The sequence below is a fragment of the Streptomyces sp. RPT161 genome (assembly GCF_027533845.1).
Taxonomy (GTDB): Bacteria; Actinomycetota; Actinomycetes; order Streptomycetales; family Streptomycetaceae; genus Streptantibioticus_A; species Streptantibioticus_A silvisoli_A.
The window spans coordinates 159,517-176,775 of the sequence record NZ_JAPZVN010000012.1 but is presented as its reverse complement, the minus strand read 5'-3'; the positions used below and the strand labels follow the sequence as shown (position 1 = coordinate 176,775).

The 17,259-nt window shown below is 70.5% G+C and carries 17 protein-coding genes and 1 pseudogene; 15 read left to right on the top strand and 3 right to left on the bottom strand.

The genetic code is table 11. From position 1 onward, the window contains the following. The coding region (locus tag O5O46_RS23335; RefSeq protein WP_269857499.1) for an Hsp70 family protein at positions 1-637 on the top strand (637 nt) is incomplete at its 5' end. Next, the gene (gene grpE / locus O5O46_RS23330) at positions 634-1,203 is read left to right on the top strand and encodes a nucleotide exchange factor GrpE (RefSeq protein WP_269857498.1); all 570 of its coding nucleotides are present in this window, start codon (positions 634-636) and stop codon (positions 1,201-1,203) included. The genes O5O46_RS23335 and grpE, both read left to right, overlap by 4 nt. Before the next feature lie 97 nt (positions 1,204-1,300). Here grpE and panD read toward each other — a convergent pair whose 3' ends face one another. Continuing rightward, complete coding sequence (gene panD, locus O5O46_RS23325; RefSeq protein ID WP_269857497.1) at positions 1,301-1,720, bottom strand: aspartate 1-decarboxylase; 420 nt, start codon at positions 1,718-1,720, stop codon at positions 1,301-1,303. A gap of 312 nt (positions 1,721-2,032) precedes the next feature. On the opposite strand from panD, the gene O5O46_RS23320 reads away from it, so the two are divergent. From O5O46_RS23320 to O5O46_RS23310, 3 genes and pseudogenes are all read left to right on the top strand, one after another. Further along, positions 2,033-2,353: a hypothetical protein gene (locus tag O5O46_RS23320; protein ID WP_276094097.1), complete on the top strand. Its 321-nt coding sequence runs from the start codon at positions 2,033-2,035 to the stop codon at positions 2,351-2,353. A 36-nt stretch (positions 2,354-2,389) separates the two neighbouring features. Next, positions 2,390-2,986, top strand: a complete 597-nt coding sequence (locus tag O5O46_RS23315; protein ID WP_269857495.1) for a helix-turn-helix domain-containing protein — start codon at positions 2,390-2,392, stop codon at positions 2,984-2,986. A 136-nt stretch (positions 2,987-3,122) separates the two neighbouring features. Next, positions 3,123-3,990: pseudogene (locus O5O46_RS23310) on the top strand (class I SAM-dependent methyltransferase). A gap of 227 nt (positions 3,991-4,217) precedes the next feature. On the opposite strand, the gene O5O46_RS23305 reads toward O5O46_RS23310, so the two are convergent. Continuing rightward, positions 4,218-5,597: an MFS transporter gene (locus O5O46_RS23305; RefSeq protein WP_269857494.1), complete on the bottom strand. Its 1,380-nt coding sequence runs from the start codon at positions 5,595-5,597 to the stop codon at positions 4,218-4,220. 142 nt (positions 5,598-5,739) lie between these two features. Between O5O46_RS23305 and O5O46_RS23300 the strand changes: the two genes are divergently transcribed. The 10 genes from O5O46_RS23300 to O5O46_RS23255 all read left to right on the top strand — a co-directional run bounded on the left by O5O46_RS23300 (position 5,740) and on the right by O5O46_RS23255 (position 15,499). Next, positions 5,740-6,645, top strand: coding sequence for a LysR family transcriptional regulator (locus O5O46_RS23300; RefSeq protein ID WP_269857493.1), 906 nt, complete (start codon positions 5,740-5,742; stop codon positions 6,643-6,645). A gap of 208 nt (positions 6,646-6,853) precedes the next feature. Next, entirely contained in the window at positions 6,854-8,098 is a 1,245-nt protein-coding gene (locus tag O5O46_RS23295; RefSeq protein WP_269857492.1) for a DegT/DnrJ/EryC1/StrS family aminotransferase, read from the top strand. Between the two features lie 187 nt (positions 8,099-8,285). Next, positions 8,286-8,492, top strand: coding sequence for a tautomerase family protein (locus tag O5O46_RS23290; RefSeq protein ID WP_269857491.1), 207 nt, complete (start codon positions 8,286-8,288; stop codon positions 8,490-8,492). Between the two features lie 52 nt (positions 8,493-8,544). Further along, positions 8,545-9,615, top strand: a complete 1,071-nt coding sequence (locus O5O46_RS23285) for an LLM class flavin-dependent oxidoreductase (RefSeq protein ID WP_269857490.1) — start codon at positions 8,545-8,547, stop codon at positions 9,613-9,615. After that, entirely contained in the window at positions 9,608-10,750 is a 1,143-nt protein-coding gene (gene solA, locus O5O46_RS23280) for an N-methyl-L-tryptophan oxidase (protein ID WP_269857489.1), read from the top strand. Before O5O46_RS23285 ends, solA begins: the two co-directional genes overlap by 8 nt. 12 nt (positions 10,751-10,762) lie before the next feature. Next, complete coding sequence (locus O5O46_RS23275; protein WP_269857488.1) at positions 10,763-11,896, top strand: beta-ketoacyl-[acyl-carrier-protein] synthase family protein; 1,134 nt, start codon at positions 10,763-10,765, stop codon at positions 11,894-11,896. Then, positions 11,893-12,945 carry a beta-ketoacyl synthase N-terminal-like domain-containing protein gene (locus tag O5O46_RS23270; RefSeq protein WP_269857487.1) on the top strand — a complete coding sequence of 351 codons (1,053 nt, stop codon included), beginning with the start codon at positions 11,893-11,895 and terminating at the stop codon, positions 12,943-12,945. Before O5O46_RS23275 ends, O5O46_RS23270 begins: the two co-directional genes overlap by 4 nt. A gap of 24 nt (positions 12,946-12,969) precedes the next feature. After that, complete coding sequence (locus tag O5O46_RS23265; protein ID WP_269857486.1) at positions 12,970-13,245, top strand: acyl carrier protein; 276 nt, start codon at positions 12,970-12,972, stop codon at positions 13,243-13,245. Positions 13,246-13,307: 62 nt separating this feature from the next. Then, on the top strand, positions 13,308-14,999 hold the full coding sequence (locus tag O5O46_RS23260; protein ID WP_269857485.1) for a (2,3-dihydroxybenzoyl)adenylate synthase: 1,692 nt from the start codon (positions 13,308-13,310) through the stop codon (positions 14,997-14,999). Then, complete coding sequence (locus O5O46_RS23255) at positions 14,996-15,499, top strand: flavin reductase family protein (protein ID WP_269857484.1); 504 nt, start codon at positions 14,996-14,998, stop codon at positions 15,497-15,499. Before O5O46_RS23260 ends, O5O46_RS23255 begins: the two co-directional genes overlap by 4 nt. Before the next feature lie 49 nt (positions 15,500-15,548). Here O5O46_RS23255 and O5O46_RS23250 read toward each other — a convergent pair whose 3' ends face one another. After that, positions 15,549-16,928 carry a hypothetical protein gene (locus O5O46_RS23250; protein WP_269857483.1) on the bottom strand — a complete coding sequence of 460 codons (1,380 nt, stop codon included), beginning with the start codon at positions 16,926-16,928 and terminating at the stop codon, positions 15,549-15,551. Between the last annotated feature and the right edge of the window lie 331 nt (positions 16,929-17,259).

Here is a 17,259-nt window from a genome sequence, read left to right as displayed (position 1 = left end):
ATTCCAGGGTGAGCGCGAGATCGCCGCGTATAACAAGAAGCTCGGCATGTTCGAGCTGACCGGTCTGCCCCCGGCGCCGCGCGGCGTACCGCAGATCGAGGTGACCTTCGACATCGACGCCAACGGCATCATGCACGTCTCCGCCAAGGACCTGGGGACGGGGCGCGAACAGCGGATGACGGTCACCGGTGGCTCCGCGCTGCCGAAGGACGACATCGACCGCATGATGCGCGAGGCCGAGCAGTACGCGGAGGAGGACCACAAGCGCCGCGAGGCGGCCGAGACCCGCAACCAGGCCGAGCAGCTCGTCTACCAGACCGAGAAGTTCCTCAAGGACAACGAGGACAAGGTCCCGGGCGAGGTCAAGACCGAGGTCGAGACCGCCGTCGGCGAGCTGAAGGAGAAGCTCAAGGGCGAGGACATCGCCGAGATCCGCACCGCCACCGAGAAGCTGGCCACCACCAGCCAGAAGCTGGGCCAGGCGATGTACGCCGCGGCGGGCGAGGGCACCGGAGCCACCACCGGCGGCGACACCGGCGCCTCCGCCACCTCGGGCGAATCCGGCGGCAAACCGGAGGACGAGGTAGTGGACGCCGAGATCGTCGACGAGGACAAGCCCAAGGGAGGCACCGGATGACCCACCCCACCGGCTCCCCGCCCGGGACGCGGCTACCGGTACCGGTGTCCGCCCCGTACGACCCGCGCGCCCACCCGACCGACCCGGTGCTGCGCCTGCGGCCCCCGTCCAGCACGGCGACGGAGACCGGACCCGGCCAGCTCGGCGCCCAACTGGCCGAGCGCACCGCGGACTTGCAGCGGGTGAAGGCGGAGTACGACAACTACCGCAAGCGGGTGCGGCGCGACCGGCTGGCGGTGCGCGAGATCGCGGTCGCCAACGTGGTGCGCGAGTTGCTGCCGGTGCTGGACACCGTGACGCAGGTGCGGCGTCACGGCGACATGACCGACGGGTTCGTCGCGGTCAGCGACGCGTTGGAGACGCATCTGGCCGCGCTCGGCCTGCGGTCGTTCGGCGAGCCCGGGGAGGCGTTCGATCCCACCGTGCATGAGGCGCTGTCGCAGTCCCGCTCTGCCGACGTCGACCGTCCGACCTGCGCGCAGGTGGTGCGGCCTGGGTACCGGCTGGGCGATCAGCTGCTGAGCCCGGCGTTGGTGATCGTGGCGGCACCGTCGGAGCCTGGCTGAGGTTGGTTCGGCACCGCATGCATCCGCCGTGCGGGTTGCCTGCCCTCGCGGCGGGATGACGTTCCTGGGACAAGTCCCCGGAACCCCTGAACCCCGCTCAGCGTGCCAGGGCCCGGGGGCTGCGTGCGGTGTCGCCGCCCGGCACCGGGGCAGAGGGGTCGGCGCCCAGTTCCACGATGCGGTTGCGCTCGTCCACGTGCACCACGCGCGGCCGCAGCGTCCTGGCCTCGGCGTCGTCCACCTGCGCGTAGCTGATCAGGATGACCAGGTCGCCGGGGTTCACCAGATGCGCCGCCGCACCGTTGATGCCGATGACGCCGGAGCCCCGCTCGCCCTCGATGACGTAGGTCTCAAGCCGGGAACCGTTGGTGATGTCGACAATGTGGACCAGCTCGCCCGGCAGCAGGTCGGCGGCCTCCATCAGCTCGGCGTCGACCGTCACCGATCCCACGTAGTGCAGGTCGGCTTCGGTCACCGTGGCACGGTGGATCTTGGACTTGAACATGGTACGCAACATCGGTGCACTCCTACAGGCAGGCTCCCTGCCTGCCTTTTTGCAGGTCAAGGGCCGTTTCCACATCTTACAGCCAGTCGCGTGGTCGGGCAGCGTTCCCCGGGTTCTACCGGACTCATGCTGACCCAATGCCGACTCCTCTGACGCGACATCAGGCATCGACAGGGCTGGTCGGCGTCGTATTCACCCCCACGGTCCGCGTCCTCGCGAACGGCCGAGATCAGCTTGGATATCCCGTTGTGGGGACCAAGACCACGACCATAAGGTCCCGGCATGTCCCTACGTGTTCGTATGCGTCAAGCCCTCCCGGAAGCGATGCGCGCCCGCGACAAGGCCGCCGTGAGCGCACTGCGCTCAACGCTCGCCGCACTGGACAACGCGGAGGCGGTGCCGGTGGACGAAGCCGAGACGCGGGGCCTGGCCCTCGAACAGTCACCGGTCGGTGTCGGCGCCACCGAGGCAGCGCGACGTGAGCTGAGCGAGTGCAACGTGGCGGATATCGTGCGAGCCGAGGCCACCGAACGACTCGAAGCCGCAGCGCAGTTGACCGCACCCGCTCACGCTGACCGAGTCGCGCAGCTCCGTGCAGAGGCCGCTGTGCTACATCGCTTCCTCGACGGCCACGGCACCCCGTAGCACGCACCTTTGCGTGTGCGGCATAAGGTTTTGCCCATGACGCAAGACCCTGGAGGTCTCGACAGCCTGGTACGCAAACGGATCCGTGCTCTGCGCGTGGCGCAGGGATGGTCCCTGGACGAGCTGGCCACCCGCGCCCGGCTCAGCCCGTCCACGCTCAGCCGGATCGAGACCGGTCAGCGCCGCCTCGCTCTGGACCAGCTCGTCGCCCTCGCCCGCGCCCTGGACACCACGCTCGACCAACTGGTCGAGACGGCCACGGACGACGTCATCTCCAGCCCGATGATCGACGCCGCCCACCAGCTGATGCGCTGGCCCATCCGGGCGGACCCGGGCATGACCGTCGTGCGCCAGCGTATGACGAACCCACCGCCCGACAGCCCCTCACGCATGCGCGCCCACCCGGGCCGCGAATGGCTCGTCGTCCTCTCCGGAACCGCCGTCCTGCTACTGGGCAACCGGCGCTTCCGCGTGGAGACCAACCAAGCGGCTGAGTTCCCCACGATGCTCCCGCACGCCATCGGCACCGAAGGCGGGCCATGCGAAATCCTGGGCATCTTCGACCGCGACGCCCGCCGCGGCCACCAACGCAACGACGACAGCACCGGGGACGCAAACAGCCTGTCGCGTTGACCCCAGCCCCGCCGTATGGCTCCTCCTTGCGAAATCCACCAGGTGCTTGCGCGGTCGGCAGGCCAAGCGCCCACCATCTTGCTCTTCCGGAAAACGACCTGTTCGCATGCTCATGACCCCTCTTAGCGTGGGCGCCATGACGTCCCCACACGCGGCGCACGGCCCCGGCGCCCACCCGGCCCACGAACCACAGCACGACGCCGACGGCCAGACGGAGATCCTTGATCTGGACGCCGAGGTGCTCGCCGAACACATCGCCTCCATCACCGCGTGGCTGCCCGTCAAAGGCAGCCCCCGCCACATCGTGGATCTGGGCTGCGGCACCGGTGCAGGCACCCTCGCACTGCTCAAGCGCTTCCCCAGGACTGAGGTGACCGCCGTCGACACCTCGGCCAGCCACCTGCACCGCCTGCGACGCAAGGCCGAGGCAGACGGTATCGCCGATCGGGTGCGCACCGTTCAGGCTGACCTCGACGGGGCCTGGCCAGAGCTCGGCACGCCCGAACTGGTATGGGCATCAGCCTCCATGCACCACATGGCCGACCCCGACCACACCCTGCGCCAAGTCCACGACACGCTGGCTCCCAACGGACTGTTCGCCGTCGTGGAACTGGCAGGCTTCCCGCGCTTCCTGCCCGAGGACGCCCCAGCAAACCGTCCCGGACTCGAAGAACGCTGCCACGCCGCACTGGACCGCCACCATGCCGAGCACGTGCCCCATCGCGGCGCCGACTGGGGACCCAAGCTGACCGCCGCCGGCTTCACCGTCGAGGGCGAACGCATCATCACCGTCAACCTGGGGCCGCCCCCCCACCGAGGCCGTCGGCCGCTACGCACTCAGCAGCCTGACCCGCATGCGCGGCAGCCTCGCCCAGGCGCTGGCAGCCGAAGACCTCACCGCTCTCGACCAACTACTCGACACCGACAGCCCTCACAGCATCCTGCGCCGCGACGACCTGACGGTACGCACCGAGCGCACGGTATGGGCCGCACGCCGCACCTGAACACCGCGGTCTCGTGCAGAAAATGGCACAGCCGGGTGCCCCCAACGCGCCGAAGGGCGTCATGGTGATGCCTGAAGCCCACCCGGGCATCGTCCTTTGCGCCGTAGCCCGCTTCCCCACGCCACCCGCCAAGTGCGTCGCGCCCGTGAACGAAGGGGCGCCCCCTCCTCCCGAGGTACGTGCCTGCGCACGCGTGGTACCGAGCGGGGCGAGGGTGCCCCGCGCCGTCAGGACGGGCGGTGCGCACCGCCCGCGTGGGCGGTGGCGCCGCGGCGGCGGGTGGCCCGGTGCTGGCCGCTGGCGCCGCGCTGCCTGCGGTGCCGGCCGCGCACCCGGCGACGGGTGGCGCTGCGGCTGGTGGCCGCGGCGGCCGCCATGGCGCCGACCGACAGCATGATGGAGAAGCCGATCATCGCGGGCTGCAACCTGACGTGCTGGATGACCATGCTGAACGCGATCGAGGGCGCGCCCATGCCGATGTAGGAGATGACGAAGAACATCGCCAGCACACCGGCGCGGGACGTGGGGGCGGCGGCCATGGCGACCTGGCTGACCGCGCCCTTGAACAGCAGCCCCGCGCCCGCGCCCGCGATCCCGGCCGCCACCAGGAACAGCGTCAGCGTCGGGTGGTAGAGGGAGACCGCGGTCAGTGCCATACCGCCCGGGAAGAGCACCACGCCGATCTTCATCAGCCGGACCAACGGCAGTGTGCCCAGCGCGAGTTGGGCGATCGCGGAGGCGGCGAACATGGTGAACGGCGCGACGCCCGCGATGGCGTGCGAGGTGATGTGCAGCTGGCCGCGGATGATGATCGCGCCGAGCGAGGAGAACAGGCCCAGCGCCGCGAAGGCGAAGAACCCCACCACGGAGGCGGCGGTGAACGCCGGACCGGCACCGGGCCGTAGCGCGAAGCGGACCGGCTGCTGCTGTGCGGGCAGTTCCAGGTCGACGGTCTCCGGGGTGCTCAGCACCAGGACCAGGAAGACCAGCATGGCGACCGCCCACAGCGCGTACGGGGTGATCAGCGGTGCCGGGGCCCACTCCGCCAGCAGCCCGGCTATCAGCGGTCCGAGCGCCAGGCCGCCGAGGTTCGCGGCGGCGGCCACCAGGCCGGGCACCGGTGAACCCTCGCGGTCCGGATGGGCCTCGTGGTACAGGTCGGCCAGATATGTGGTGGCGGTGGAGGCCATCAGGCCCACCGCCACACCGGTCAGCGTGCGGCCGACGATCAGGCCGGGCAGCGCGGGCCAGGCGAGCAGGATCACCGACGCGAGGGTGGCCACCAGCAGGGCGGGCACCACGATGCGGCGTCTGCCGAAACGATCCGACAGATGCCCCAGGGTCAGGAAGCTCGCCGCCGCACCGACCACCATCACCGCGAACGCCACCGTGACGACGGTCGGACCGAAGTGGTCGCGCGCCTGGTACAGCGGCCACAGCGGAGTCGGCAGGGTGCCGAAGGCCATCAGCACCATGAACGCCATCGCCACGAACCAGAACCCGGTGCCGTGCGAAGCCCGGGAGGCTCGCGGAGGCTTCATGGCCGGAGCACCGCGGTCCTCGGTGGCTGGCTCGTACTGGTAGGCCACTGGTTCGGTCGTGGTCACTTCTGTCGTCTCCCGTTCTCCGTGACGGCCGTCGTGCTGTTCGGGCCGTACATACGAGTCAACAGGCCGGTTCCCACTACCTGTTTCAACTCAGGGGGATGGGGATCGCATATTTTCCATCTCTGCCAGAGATAATGGCGTGATGGAGCTCCGGCATCTGCGCCACTTCGTGGCCCTCGCGGAAGAACGCAACTTCACCCGGGCCGCCGCCCGCGAACTCATCGTCCAGTCCGGACTCTCCTCCTCCGTACGCGCGTTGGAGAAGGCCCTGGGCACGGTGCTGTTCGTCCGCGGCACCCGTCCGGTACGGCTCACCGCGGAGGGCGAGGCGCTGCTGCCCGCCGCCCGGCACGCGCTGGAGGCCGCAGAGGCGGCCCGCCAGGTGGTGCACGACGTCAAGGGCGTGCTGACCGGTCAGCTGCGTATCGGCGCGTTGCAGACCAGTCAGCATCTGGTGCCGCTGGCCCGCTGGCTGGCCGAATTCGCCCGCGCGCACCCGGGGTTGGACATCACCCTCCAGCAACTGGCGGCGTTGCCCATGCTCCAGATGGTCGCCGAGGGCGAACTCGACTGCGCCCTGGTGTCCGCGGTGCCCGGCCGCACCGCCGACCTGCGGGTCATCCCACTGGCCGCCGAACCGCTGCTGCTGGCCTGCCGGTCCGACCATCCGCTCGCCGACGCCGAGTCGCTCACCCTGGACATGCTGGACGGCGAACGGTTCGTGGAGACCCGCCCGGAGTGGGCCAACCGGGTCCAGGTGGACGCCGCGTTCACCGCCGCCGGGCTCACCCGCCGGATCACCTGTGAGGTCACCGAGTGGGCCATGGTCCTCGACCTGGTGTCCGCGGGCCTCGGAATCGCCTTCGTGCCCAAGGGAGTTGACCCCGGCGTCGGTCCCGGTTCCGCGGACGGCGGACTACGGCTGATCCCGGTCACCGGGGTGCACCTGGAACGCCGTGTTGACCTGGTGCTTCCCAAGGGGCACGCGGCCAGCCCGGGAGCCCGCCGGTTCGCCGAACACATACGTCGAATGCGTACCGCGCGCTGACCTCGGCTGACCAAGCTGACCGTGCTGACCCCCGCTGACTCTTCAGTTCCCGACGTTCCGCCGCGTTCCATGGAGCGCACACCGGTTCACCACCGTGTCTGCACTCCTCCGGGTCGCCGTGCGACCGGAATCGCCGTGAGCCCGCCCCTGCCGATTTCCGGCACCGGCCCTTTTCTGCCGGGCGGGCGTGAATCAGAGGGATCAGAAAATGAACAAGAACTACGTGGTGCCCTGGGGCAAGCGGGGCAGTGTGCTGGCCGCCCCGGAGATATCCGTACTGACTGAACTCGTCGAGGGCGGGCAGCCGTTGTCGATGGGAACATGGCGGGACCGTTTCGAGCGCGCCTTCGCCGATCTGGTGGGCAGTCGGCACGCCATCTCGGTCACCAGTGGAACCGTCGCACTGGAATTGGCGATCGAAATGCTGGACCTCCAGGCGGGCGACGAGGTGATCGCCACCCCGCAGACCTACCAGGCCACCGTGCAGCCGCTGTTGGACTACGGGGTGCGGGTGCGGTTCTGCGACATCGAGCCGGGCACGCTCAACCTGGATCCGGCGGTGCTGGAATCGCTGATCACCGCCCGCACCAGGGCGGTGCTGCTGGTGCACTACGGCGGCTGCCCGGCCGAGATGGACCAGATCATGTCCGTCGCCCGGCGGCACGGCATCACCGTGCTGGAGGACTGCGCGCACGCGCAGGGCGCCAAGTACCGTGGCCGCAGGCCCGGTTCGCTGGCCGACATCGCGACGTTCAGCTTCCAGAACGCCAAGAACATCACCACCCTCGGCGAGGGCGGGATGATCACCTTCGACCGCGACGACTGGGCGGAGCGCCTTGACCGGCTGCGCTCCAACGAGGTGGACGCGGAGATCGACCAGCAGTACTGGACCGGGGTGGACGAGCCGGTGGTGCTGCCCTGGATGAAGTACTCCGCCTCCGTCTACACCGACAGGGTGCGCCGGCTGCGCCGCGCCGGCACCAACGCCACCATGTCCGAGGCGGCCGCCGCCGTCGGACTGGTGCAGCTCGACCGGCTTGAGGAGGTGGAGCGGGCGCGCCGGTCGATCGCCGCGCGGATCGACGAGGTGCTCGGCCGCTACTCGTTCGTGACCCCGCAGTCCGCCCCCGCGCACAGCGAGCACTCGTACCACCTGTACACCTGCTTCGCGCAGACCCAGGAGCTGCGCGACCAGTTGCTGCTGTCGCTGGACAGGCGCGGGGTGCAGATCGAGCTGCGCTACTTTCCGCAGCACCTGCTGCCCGAATGGCGGCACCAGGGGCACGGTCCCGGTGAGTGCCCGGTGGCCGAACGACTCTGGTTCGAGCAGCACCTGAACCTGCCCTGCCACCCTGGGCTGACCGGCTCCCAGGTGGACTACCTGGCCGACGCGTTGGACCACTCACTGGCCGAGCTGAACGGCTCCCCGTCGCCCCGGTTCAGCGTGGCGTGACCGGGCTGACCGGCGCTGACCAAGCTGACCGGACCAACCTGACCAAGCTAACCGGCAAAACACCTTCCGGGCCGCCCGCTCGGCCGGGCAGCATTTCAACCGCAGCGGACCGCGGCCACCAACCGCCCGCATTCCAGCGGTGATTAGCCGGGCCGCCATCCCGCCCCTCCCCTTCGATGGGAAACCGATGCCGTTCATCTCCGTGCGCATTCTTGAGAAGCGCCTCAATCCGGAATCCGAGCAGAAGCTGATCGCCAACCTCACCGACGCGGTGGTGGAGACCTTCGGCGCAGAGGTCCGCGAGCATGTGTGGATCACGCTGGAGCCAACTCCGGAACACCGGTGGGGAATCGCCGGAAAACCGGTCGGGCAACCGCCGAACGACCCCGCGTAGTCGCGCCCGCGACCAACGTGACGCCACCGCAGGTCCATGAGAAAGGGAAATCGTGGAATTCGGGCTCAACTTCTTTCCGGTCTTCGCTCCGGAGCGCAAGACCGCGGCCGAGTACTACCGGGAGGTACTGGACCTGTCGGTGCTCGCCGAGCGGCACGGCTTCGAGCACGTGCAGACCGTGGAGCACTACGGCTCCCCGTACGGCGGCTACAGCCCCGACCCGGTGACGCTGCTGACCGCCATCGCCGCGCGGACCGAGCGGATCCGCATCACCACCGGTGCGGTGATCCCGGCGTTCACGCACCCGCTGAAGCTCGCGGGCAAGCTGGCGATGCTGGACAACCTGTGCGGCGGGCGGCTCGACGTCGGCTTCGGCCGCGGCTTCCTGCCCGACGAGTTCGACTGGTTCGGCATTCCGATGGACGAGAGCCGCAGGCGGTTCACCGAGGGCGTGGAGGCCTGCCGTCGGCTGTGGTCGGAGGAGAACGTCACCTGGGAAGGGGAGTTCTACCGCTTCGGCCCGATCACCCTGCTGCCGCGCCCGGTGCAGAACCCGCACCCGCCGATCTTCGTGGCCTCCGCGTCCAGCCCGGAGTCCTGCGCCCAGGCCGGGACCGACGGATACCACCTGCAGATCGTGCCATCGATCGTCAGCCACGAGGTCATGCTGGAGATGCTGGACTCCTACCGCCGGTCCTGGGCCGCGGCGGGACGGCCGGCGGGCGCCGGGCGGGTCCAGGTCAAGTACACCTGCTACCTGTCGGAGGACCGGGCGCAGGCGCTGGAGTGGGGCGAGCGGTTCGAGAACAACTACATCGACCTGATGACAGGCGCGATCGCCTCCTGGGCGGCCACCACCTCGGCGGACTACAAGGGCTACGAGAAGCTGATCGACAAGGTCCGCACCTATGACTTCACCAAGTCGCTGAACGACCACAAGGTGCTGGCCGGAACCCCGGCGGAGGTCACCGAGCAACTGACCGCCATCAGGGGCTGGTTCGGTGACGACATCACCGTCAGCCTGCAACTGAACCCGGGCTACATGCCGTACGAGGACAGCAGGCGCGCGCTGGAGCTGTTCGCCGACCAGGTGGCGCCGCACTTCGGGAACGCGGATGTCTGAGCTGGCGGCGGACGTCGCGGTCGTCGGCCTCGGCGCCTGGGGGTCCTCCACGCTGTGGCAGCTGGCCAGGCGCGGGGTGCGGGTCCTCGGCATCGAGCGCTACGGCCGCGGGCACTCGCTCGGCGCGTCGCACGGCGGCAGCCGGATGTTCCGGGTCACCTGCCTGGAACACAGCGGTCTGGTTCCGCTCGCCCGCCGGTCCCTCGACCTGTGGCGGCAGCTGGAACGCGAGTCGGGGCAGCGGCTGTTGCTGGACTGCGGCGGGCTGCTGATCGGCGCCCCGGACAGCCAGGTGGTGGCCGGAACGCTGGCCGCCGCCCGGCAGCACGCCATCGAGGTGGCCGTGCTGGGCCGGGACGAGCTGGTCCGCCGGTATCCGCAGCACGCCGGTCTGGCACCGGGGGACATCGGGGTGTGGGAGCCGTCGGCCAAGCTGGTCCGCCCGGAGGCGGCGGTCCGCGCGGCGCTGGACCTCGCCGAGGCCGCGGGCGCCACGGTGTTCACCGACACCCGGGTCACCGGAATCGAGCCGGACCCCGAGGGTGTGTGGCTGCACACTCCCACCCGCAGTCTGCGGGTGGGGCGGGTGGTCGTCACCGTCGGATCATGGCTGCCGTCCCTGGTGCCTGTGCCCGCGCTGCGGGTGGCGCGTATGCCGGTGACGTGGTTCCGGCCGCTGCCCGGCGCGCTGCCGTACGCCCTGGAGCAGTTCCCGGTGTTCATGCGGCAGATCGGGGAGAACACCGTGCTGTGGGGCTGCGGTTCCGAGGGGCCCTACGACATCAAGCTGGGGCTTGAGCAGTTCGGCGGCACGGCGGTCGCCCTTGATCCGGACAGCAGCGACCGCTCGGTCGACTCGGCGGACTGGAACGAGCTGTGCGGGTACCTGCCTACCTTCCTGCCGGGGCTTGAGGCAGCACCGTCGCGGGTCGCGGTGTGCATGCTCACCCTCTCCCCCGACGGCCAGTTCGTGGTCGGCGCGCTGCCGCACGCACCCAACGTGATCGTGGCGGGCGGTGACAACGCGCACGGTTTCAAGCACGCCACCGGTCTTGGTGAGGCGCTGGCCGACCTGGCGGTGGGCGCGTCGCCGCGGGTCGACCTGTCCTTCACCGATGTCAAGCGCTACTTGTGAAGGGAGGGGCCGGTGACACTCGACATCACCGGTATGGGGGCGGTCGCCGCCGTCGGGTCCACCCCGGAGGAGATCCACCAACGGTTGTGCCAGGGCCGGTTGGGGCTGGCCGAGGTGACGGCGTTCGACACCAGCGGCTTCCGGCAGAAGCACGCGTATCCGATCACCGACCAGCCGCCGGGCTCCGACGTGCCCATGCGGGCCAGCGGATTCCTGCACGCCGCCGTGCGCCAGGCGCTGACCGACGCGGGGATCGCCGACCGTGCCGCGACCTGCCCGGTGCTGGTGGGCACAACCCACCGTGAACAGCGCTCGGTTGAGCTGTGGTGGCGGGGGAGGCACCCGGTGCGCTTCCCTGACCTCAACTTCGACGCCGGGCTGCGCGCGGAGTTCGGGTTCACCGACACCCACACCTTCGCCAACGCGTGCTCGGCCTCGCTGACGATGCTCGGGATGGCACAGGACCTCATCGAGCACGGGCTGGCGGACACCGTCGTCGTGGCGGGAACGGATGTGATGACGGAGAGCACCTTCGGTGCCTTCGACCGGATCCAGAACGTCCCCGACCAGGTCCGGCCCTTCGACGGTTCCCGCAGGGGAATGATGATGGGCGAGGGCGCCGTCGCGGTGGTGCTGGAGCGCCCGGGCGGGGATCGCGACCGGGCACGTGCCAGGCTGCGCGGCGTCGGCGTCAACTGCGACGCCGCCCATGCCACCGCCCCGGACGCCGCCAGTGTCGAGGCCGCCGTCCAACAGGCCCACCAGCGTGCCGGGATCACCGCTGACGAGGTCGGCCTGGTGATGCTGCACGGCACCGGGACCGTGCTGAACGACCAGGCCGAGGCAGCCGTGCTGCACTCGGTCTTCGGCCGGGTGGCGAGGCAGCCGATGGTGACCGGGATCAAGTCGATGACCGGCCACACCCTGGGCGGCTCCGGGCTGCTCAGCCTGATCGTGGCCGCGCAGTCGATGCGCCACGGCCTGGTGCCGCCCACCGCCGGACTCGACGAGCTGATGCCGGAGGCCGAGGGCCTGGACCTGGTGTACGGCGAGGCCAGGGCGGCCGACGTGGCGCTGGCCCAGGTCCACTCGATCGGCATGGGCGGGCTCAACGCGATCGCGATCGTCGAAGGGGTCACATCATGACAGTGGAGCGACGCTCCTCGTTTGAGGGCGGTGGCGGGCGACGGGCGGGCATGACAACAGCGGAGCGAAGCTCCCCGTTCGAGGGCGGTGGCGGAGGGCGGACCGCGTGGATCACCGGTGTCGGGCTGGCCGTTGACGGACTGCGCGGCGCCGCCGACCTGCTGGCGGAGTACACCCGCCACCCGGACGGCTTCGATCCGCGAACCGCCCTGACCGGCAGGGAGATGAGGCACCGCGACCGCGCCTCCCGGCTGGCCCTGCGCTCGGCGGGCGCCGCACTGCGCGACGCCGGGCTGCTGTCCGACGACGGCGGCTACCACGGACCGGCGCGGCGCACCGCGGTGGTGGTCAGCAGCAACCTGGGCAACCTCGACACGGTCTGCTCCTTCCTGGACACCATCGACCAGGAGACCTCCAAGGGCCTGAAGGCCACCGGGTTGCCGCACACCTCAAGCAACTCCATCGCCGGTTGGGTGGCCATCGGCTACGGCCTCACGGGTCCCAACCTGACGCTGTGCAACGGCCCCAGCAGCGGCCTGGACGCCCTGCACTGGGCGCGGATCCTGCTCGTCACCGGCCGCGCCGACCTGGTGCTGGTCACGGGTGTGGAGCCGGACAACGAGTACACCGCGCGGCTGCTCGCCGACGAGGGCGAGCGACGCTGGCCGGACAGCGCGGCGTCGGTGGTGGTGGAGGCCGCCGAGCATGCCGACTCCCGTGGCGCACGGGCGCGTTCGGTGCTGCACGGCTACGCCAGGGCGGCGGACGTGGGCGCGGCGATGACGGCCGCGGCCGAGGGCGGCGGACCGCTCGGGCTGCTGGCCGCCGAGCACTCGGCACTGGACGCGCTGCCCGGCGCGGCCACGGCGCCGGCGGTGACGGATCTGTCCCGGTGGGCCGGGCGGCAGTCCGGTGCGCTGGGTGTGCTGCAAGCCGCCGCGGCCGTCGCCCACTTCGACCGGGGCGCGGACGGCGCGGTGCTCGCGGCGTCCTGCCGACTGCCCGGCGGCACCGCGGCGGCGTTGCTGTGCGCGGCCCCGACCTCGTAACGAGACGACTTCCTCGAAGGGAACGTGACTTCAACCATGGCCAACTCCCAGCAGACCACCGCGGACAAGGACGAGCTGCGCGCGATCGTGGCGCGCGTCCTGGAACTCGGCACCGAGGAGGTCACCGACGACGCCGGGTTCCGCGACGACCTCGGAGTCGACTCGCTCGCGCTCCTGGAGATCGCCACCCAGATCGAGTCGGCCTTCGGCGTCAGCCTGACGGACGACGACATCAGCGCGGCGGACACCCTCGACGAGATCCAGCAGTTGCTGGACAAGGCGCGGCGGAGCGACTCCTGAGCCGCACCGCGCACGCCGCCAACCGTTCGTATTCAGGTTCTGCGACACAAGGAGGCAACTCGATGCCCCTGGAAAACCCTCACGCGTCCGAAGGGGTACCGGCCGACTTCTGGGTGCGGTGGCCGGCGGAGGAGGCCGCACGGTACCGGCAGGCCGGTTACTGGCGCGGTGAGACCTTCGGCGACCAACTCGACCGTTGGGCGGCGCAGTTCGGCAGACGGACGGCCCTTGTGGACGGGGGCAGCCGGTGGAGCTACGCCGAACTGAACGCCGGAGTCGAGCGGTTGGCCACCGGCCTGCGGGAACTCGGCCTGCGTCGCGGGCAGCGGGTCGTGGTGCAGTTGCCGAACTGCGCCGAGTTCGTGATCGTCTGGTTCGCCCTGCTGCGCCTGGGGGTGGTGCCGGTGCACGCGCTGCCCGGCCACCGGCGCAACGAGATCACGCATCTGGCCACCCTCGCCGAGGCGACCGCCTACTTCTTCCCTGACCAGCACGACCGGTTCGACTACCGCGAGCTGGCCGAGGAGGTCGCGACCGCCTGCCCCGGGCTCAAGCACCTGGTGGTGCTGGGCGATCCGCAGGACCGCGCCGGATTGACCTCGTTGAACGGCCTGATGGCCACGCCCGCCGACCCTGACGGCAACCGCGCCGACCCGCCGGCCGCCGATGACATCGCGCTGCTGCTGCTGTCCGGCGGCACCACGGGTACGCCGAAACTGATTCCGCGTACCCACGACGACTACGCGTACAACGCGCGGCAGTGCGCCGCGGTGGCCCGGATGGACGCCGACTCGGTGTATCTGGCGGTGCTGCCGATCGCGTTCAACTACACCATGAGCTGCCCGGGGTTGCTCGGCACCCTCCAGGTCGGCGGCACCGTGGTGATGGCGTCGAACCCCTATCCGCGTACCGCGTTCCGGCTGATCGAGCGGGAGCGGGTGACCATCACCTCGCTCAACCCGACCCTGGTGCCGCACTGGCTGGCCGAGTTGGACCGCGGTCCGGCCGACCTGTCCAGCCTGCGGGTACTCCAGGTGGGCAGCGCGCGGCTGGCCGACGACGTGGCGGCCACCGTGGTGGAGCGGCTGGACTGCACGTTGCAGCAGGTGTTCGGGATGTCCGAGGGGCTGATCTGCCTGACCCGGCTGGACGATCCGGTCGAGCTGCTGCGCACCACTCAGGGGGTGCCGGTATCCGATGACGACGAGATCCTGATCGTGGACGACGGCGGCCGGCCGGTGCCGGACGGCCAGGTCGGCGAGTTGCTGACCCGCGGTCCGTACACGCTGCGCGGCTACTACCGCGCCCCCGAACAGAACAGGACCAGCTTCACCGAGGACGGCTTCTACCGCACCGGGGACCAGGTCCGCAGGCTGCCCAGCGGCCATCTGACGGTGATCGGCCGGGTTAAGGACCAGATCAACCGCGGTGGTGTGAAGATCGACGCCACCGAGGTCGAGGGCCATCTGCTGGCCCACCCGGAGATCGTGTCCGCGGCGCTGGTGCCCGAAGCGGACGGGAAGCTGGGCGAGCGCTCGGTGGCGTTCCTCGTCGTCTCCGGGGAGCAGCCGAGTGTGAAGACGATCGGAGCCTTCCTGCGGGGACGCGGTCTCGCGCCCTACAAGGCGCCGGACCGGGTGGAGATCGTCGCGCAGATGCCGCTGACCGCGGTGGGGAAGATCGACAAGAAGGCCCTGGCCGCCACGTACATCGGCCGTCGGCCGTCGGCCGTAGGAGTCTGGTCAAGCTCGTGAACACACTGATATCCGAAACGGTTTCCACACCGGCAGAGGTCTTCGCCGAGGCGATGTCCAGCCTGGTCTCGGGCGTGGCCGCGGTGACCGCCCGTACCGCGTCCGGGGATCCATGCGGTCTGCTGGTGTCCTCCATCTGTTCCTACAGCGCGGCTCCGCCGTCCGTCCTGGTGGCGGTGGACCGCTCGGCCCGCTCCTACGACGCGCTGTTGCGCGCGCCGGAGTTCGGGGTGCATCTGCTCGGCGCGGACCAGCAGGAGCTGGCCCGGGTCTTCGCCAGCCGCAGTGACGACAAGTTCGGCGGCCGACGGTGGGAATGGGACGGGGCGGTGCCCCGGCTCGCCGGATCCCTGGTGTATCTGCGGTGTGCCACCAGCAGGATCGTGGAGCACGGCGACCATGCCGTGCTGATCGGTGAGGTGGCGTCCTGCGGTACGGCGCCCGGGGAGCCGCTGGTGTACTTCCGGCGCGCCCTGGACTGGCGCCTGGACGTGGGCTGATCCCACAACTGCCTTGGCGGGCCGGGGTGTCGCCCCGGCCCGCCGTGTGTCAGGGCGCGGCCGGGCTGGGGTACGGGCACAGCGCGAGCGGCCGGTCGGCCGCCTCGGGCGGGCCCGCCGGGGCCGGGACGGCGGCGCCCAGCGCCCGTTCGGTGCGGCGGACGATCCGGCGGGCCGCCGCATCGTCGATGTCGCCGAACCGCCCGCTCAGCTCGGTGAGCCGCTGGCGGACCCGCATCGAGGTGATCGGGCCGGCCAGGTCCACCGCGGCGCTCGCGGCCAGCGCGGCGCCGTCGACATCGCGCAGCGCCAACCGGGCCTCGGCCAGCGAGATGTAGTGCAGCACCCTGGTGCGCGGCTGTGCCTCGTCGAAGAGTTCGAGCCCGTACTCCAGGCAGTGCTCGGCCTGCTCGTACCGCCCGAGCTCCAGCCAGGCCCGGCCTGCGTCGGCGGTCAGCACCGCGGAGTTGACCCAGTACGTCCATGACGGGTTGTGTCCGGGCTGCACCGATCCGGCCAGTTCCCTGGCCTCGTCCAACGCCAGTCGGCACCCCTCCTCGTCGCCGATGGTGGCGTGCGCCAGCGCCTGGCGGGTGGCCAGCAGCGCATGGGCGATGCCGATGGGCTCGCCCACCGATCCCTTTCTGGCGATCCGGGCCAGCCGTAACGCCTCCTCACCGCGCCCCTGCCATCTGGCCTGGTCGCTCATGCAGGAGATGATGTGCGCGGCCAGACCCCGGTCCCCCGCGGTGCGGGCGGCGTCCAGGGCGCTCAGCAGATAGCTCTGGCCCAGCCGTTCCCGGCCGAGGTCGGCGGCTACCCAGCCGACCAACTGGCGCAGTTCGGCGATGGCCCGGTGCAGCCGGGGGTCGATCGGCCGGCCGGAGGAGAGCTGGACCAACAGCGATTCGGCCCAGCGCAGTTCGTGCAGCGCCCAGTCCAGGACCAGTTCGCCGCCGTGGGAGTCGTCCAGCTGCCGCAGATGGGCGATGCGGGCGGTGAGGACGCCGAGCACGGCCGGGTGGAGTTCCTCGGCCGGTTCCTCGGTGACCGGCCTGGGGTCGGTGCCGACCAGCCAGTCGACGGTCGCGGTGATGACTTCCCGCTCCGCGAGGGGGCTTGGCTCGGGTCTCTGCGCTGCCTGGCCGCCCGGCTCGGTGCCGGTGGGCTGGTGCGACGCGGGCCTGGCCGCCCAGATCGCCTCGGCGGTGAGCGGCTCGCCTAACTCCTTGGACAGGATCCTGGCCACGACATCGGGCAGTTGTCCACGGGGGCGTGCGCCCTTCAACCAGTTGTAGGGCGCCTTGACGCTGATGGTGCCCGGGCCGCACACCCTGTTGATCTCGCGGGCCAGGCGCTCTGGTGACCAGCCCAGACGGGCCAGGCACGTGGTGAGCACGGATGTGTCGTTCTTCGCGTAAGAGTCCATGACCTCGGTGGAACTTGCTGGCGTGGGTACACGTGAGGGCCGACCGGACCACCCGGCCACCGCGCTCGGCGGTCGGATGAGTCAGACGGTCGGCGGCGCTGCCGCTGGCCGGTGAGGCCGAAGCGGCCGCGGTCGCGGCGTCAGGTCCCGGCGGGACCTGACATCGGGCGGGTCTGCATGGCTCCACGTCGCGGGACGTGTCTGGTCAACACATCTGTCATGGCTGGTTTTCCCCCGTCGGCCGGTAGTGGCTCGTGCCCCCGTAACACGTGGTGCCAGTCCGGATCCCCCATCAACTGGCGAGCATCCAGCTTCGCTTGGCATCCAACAT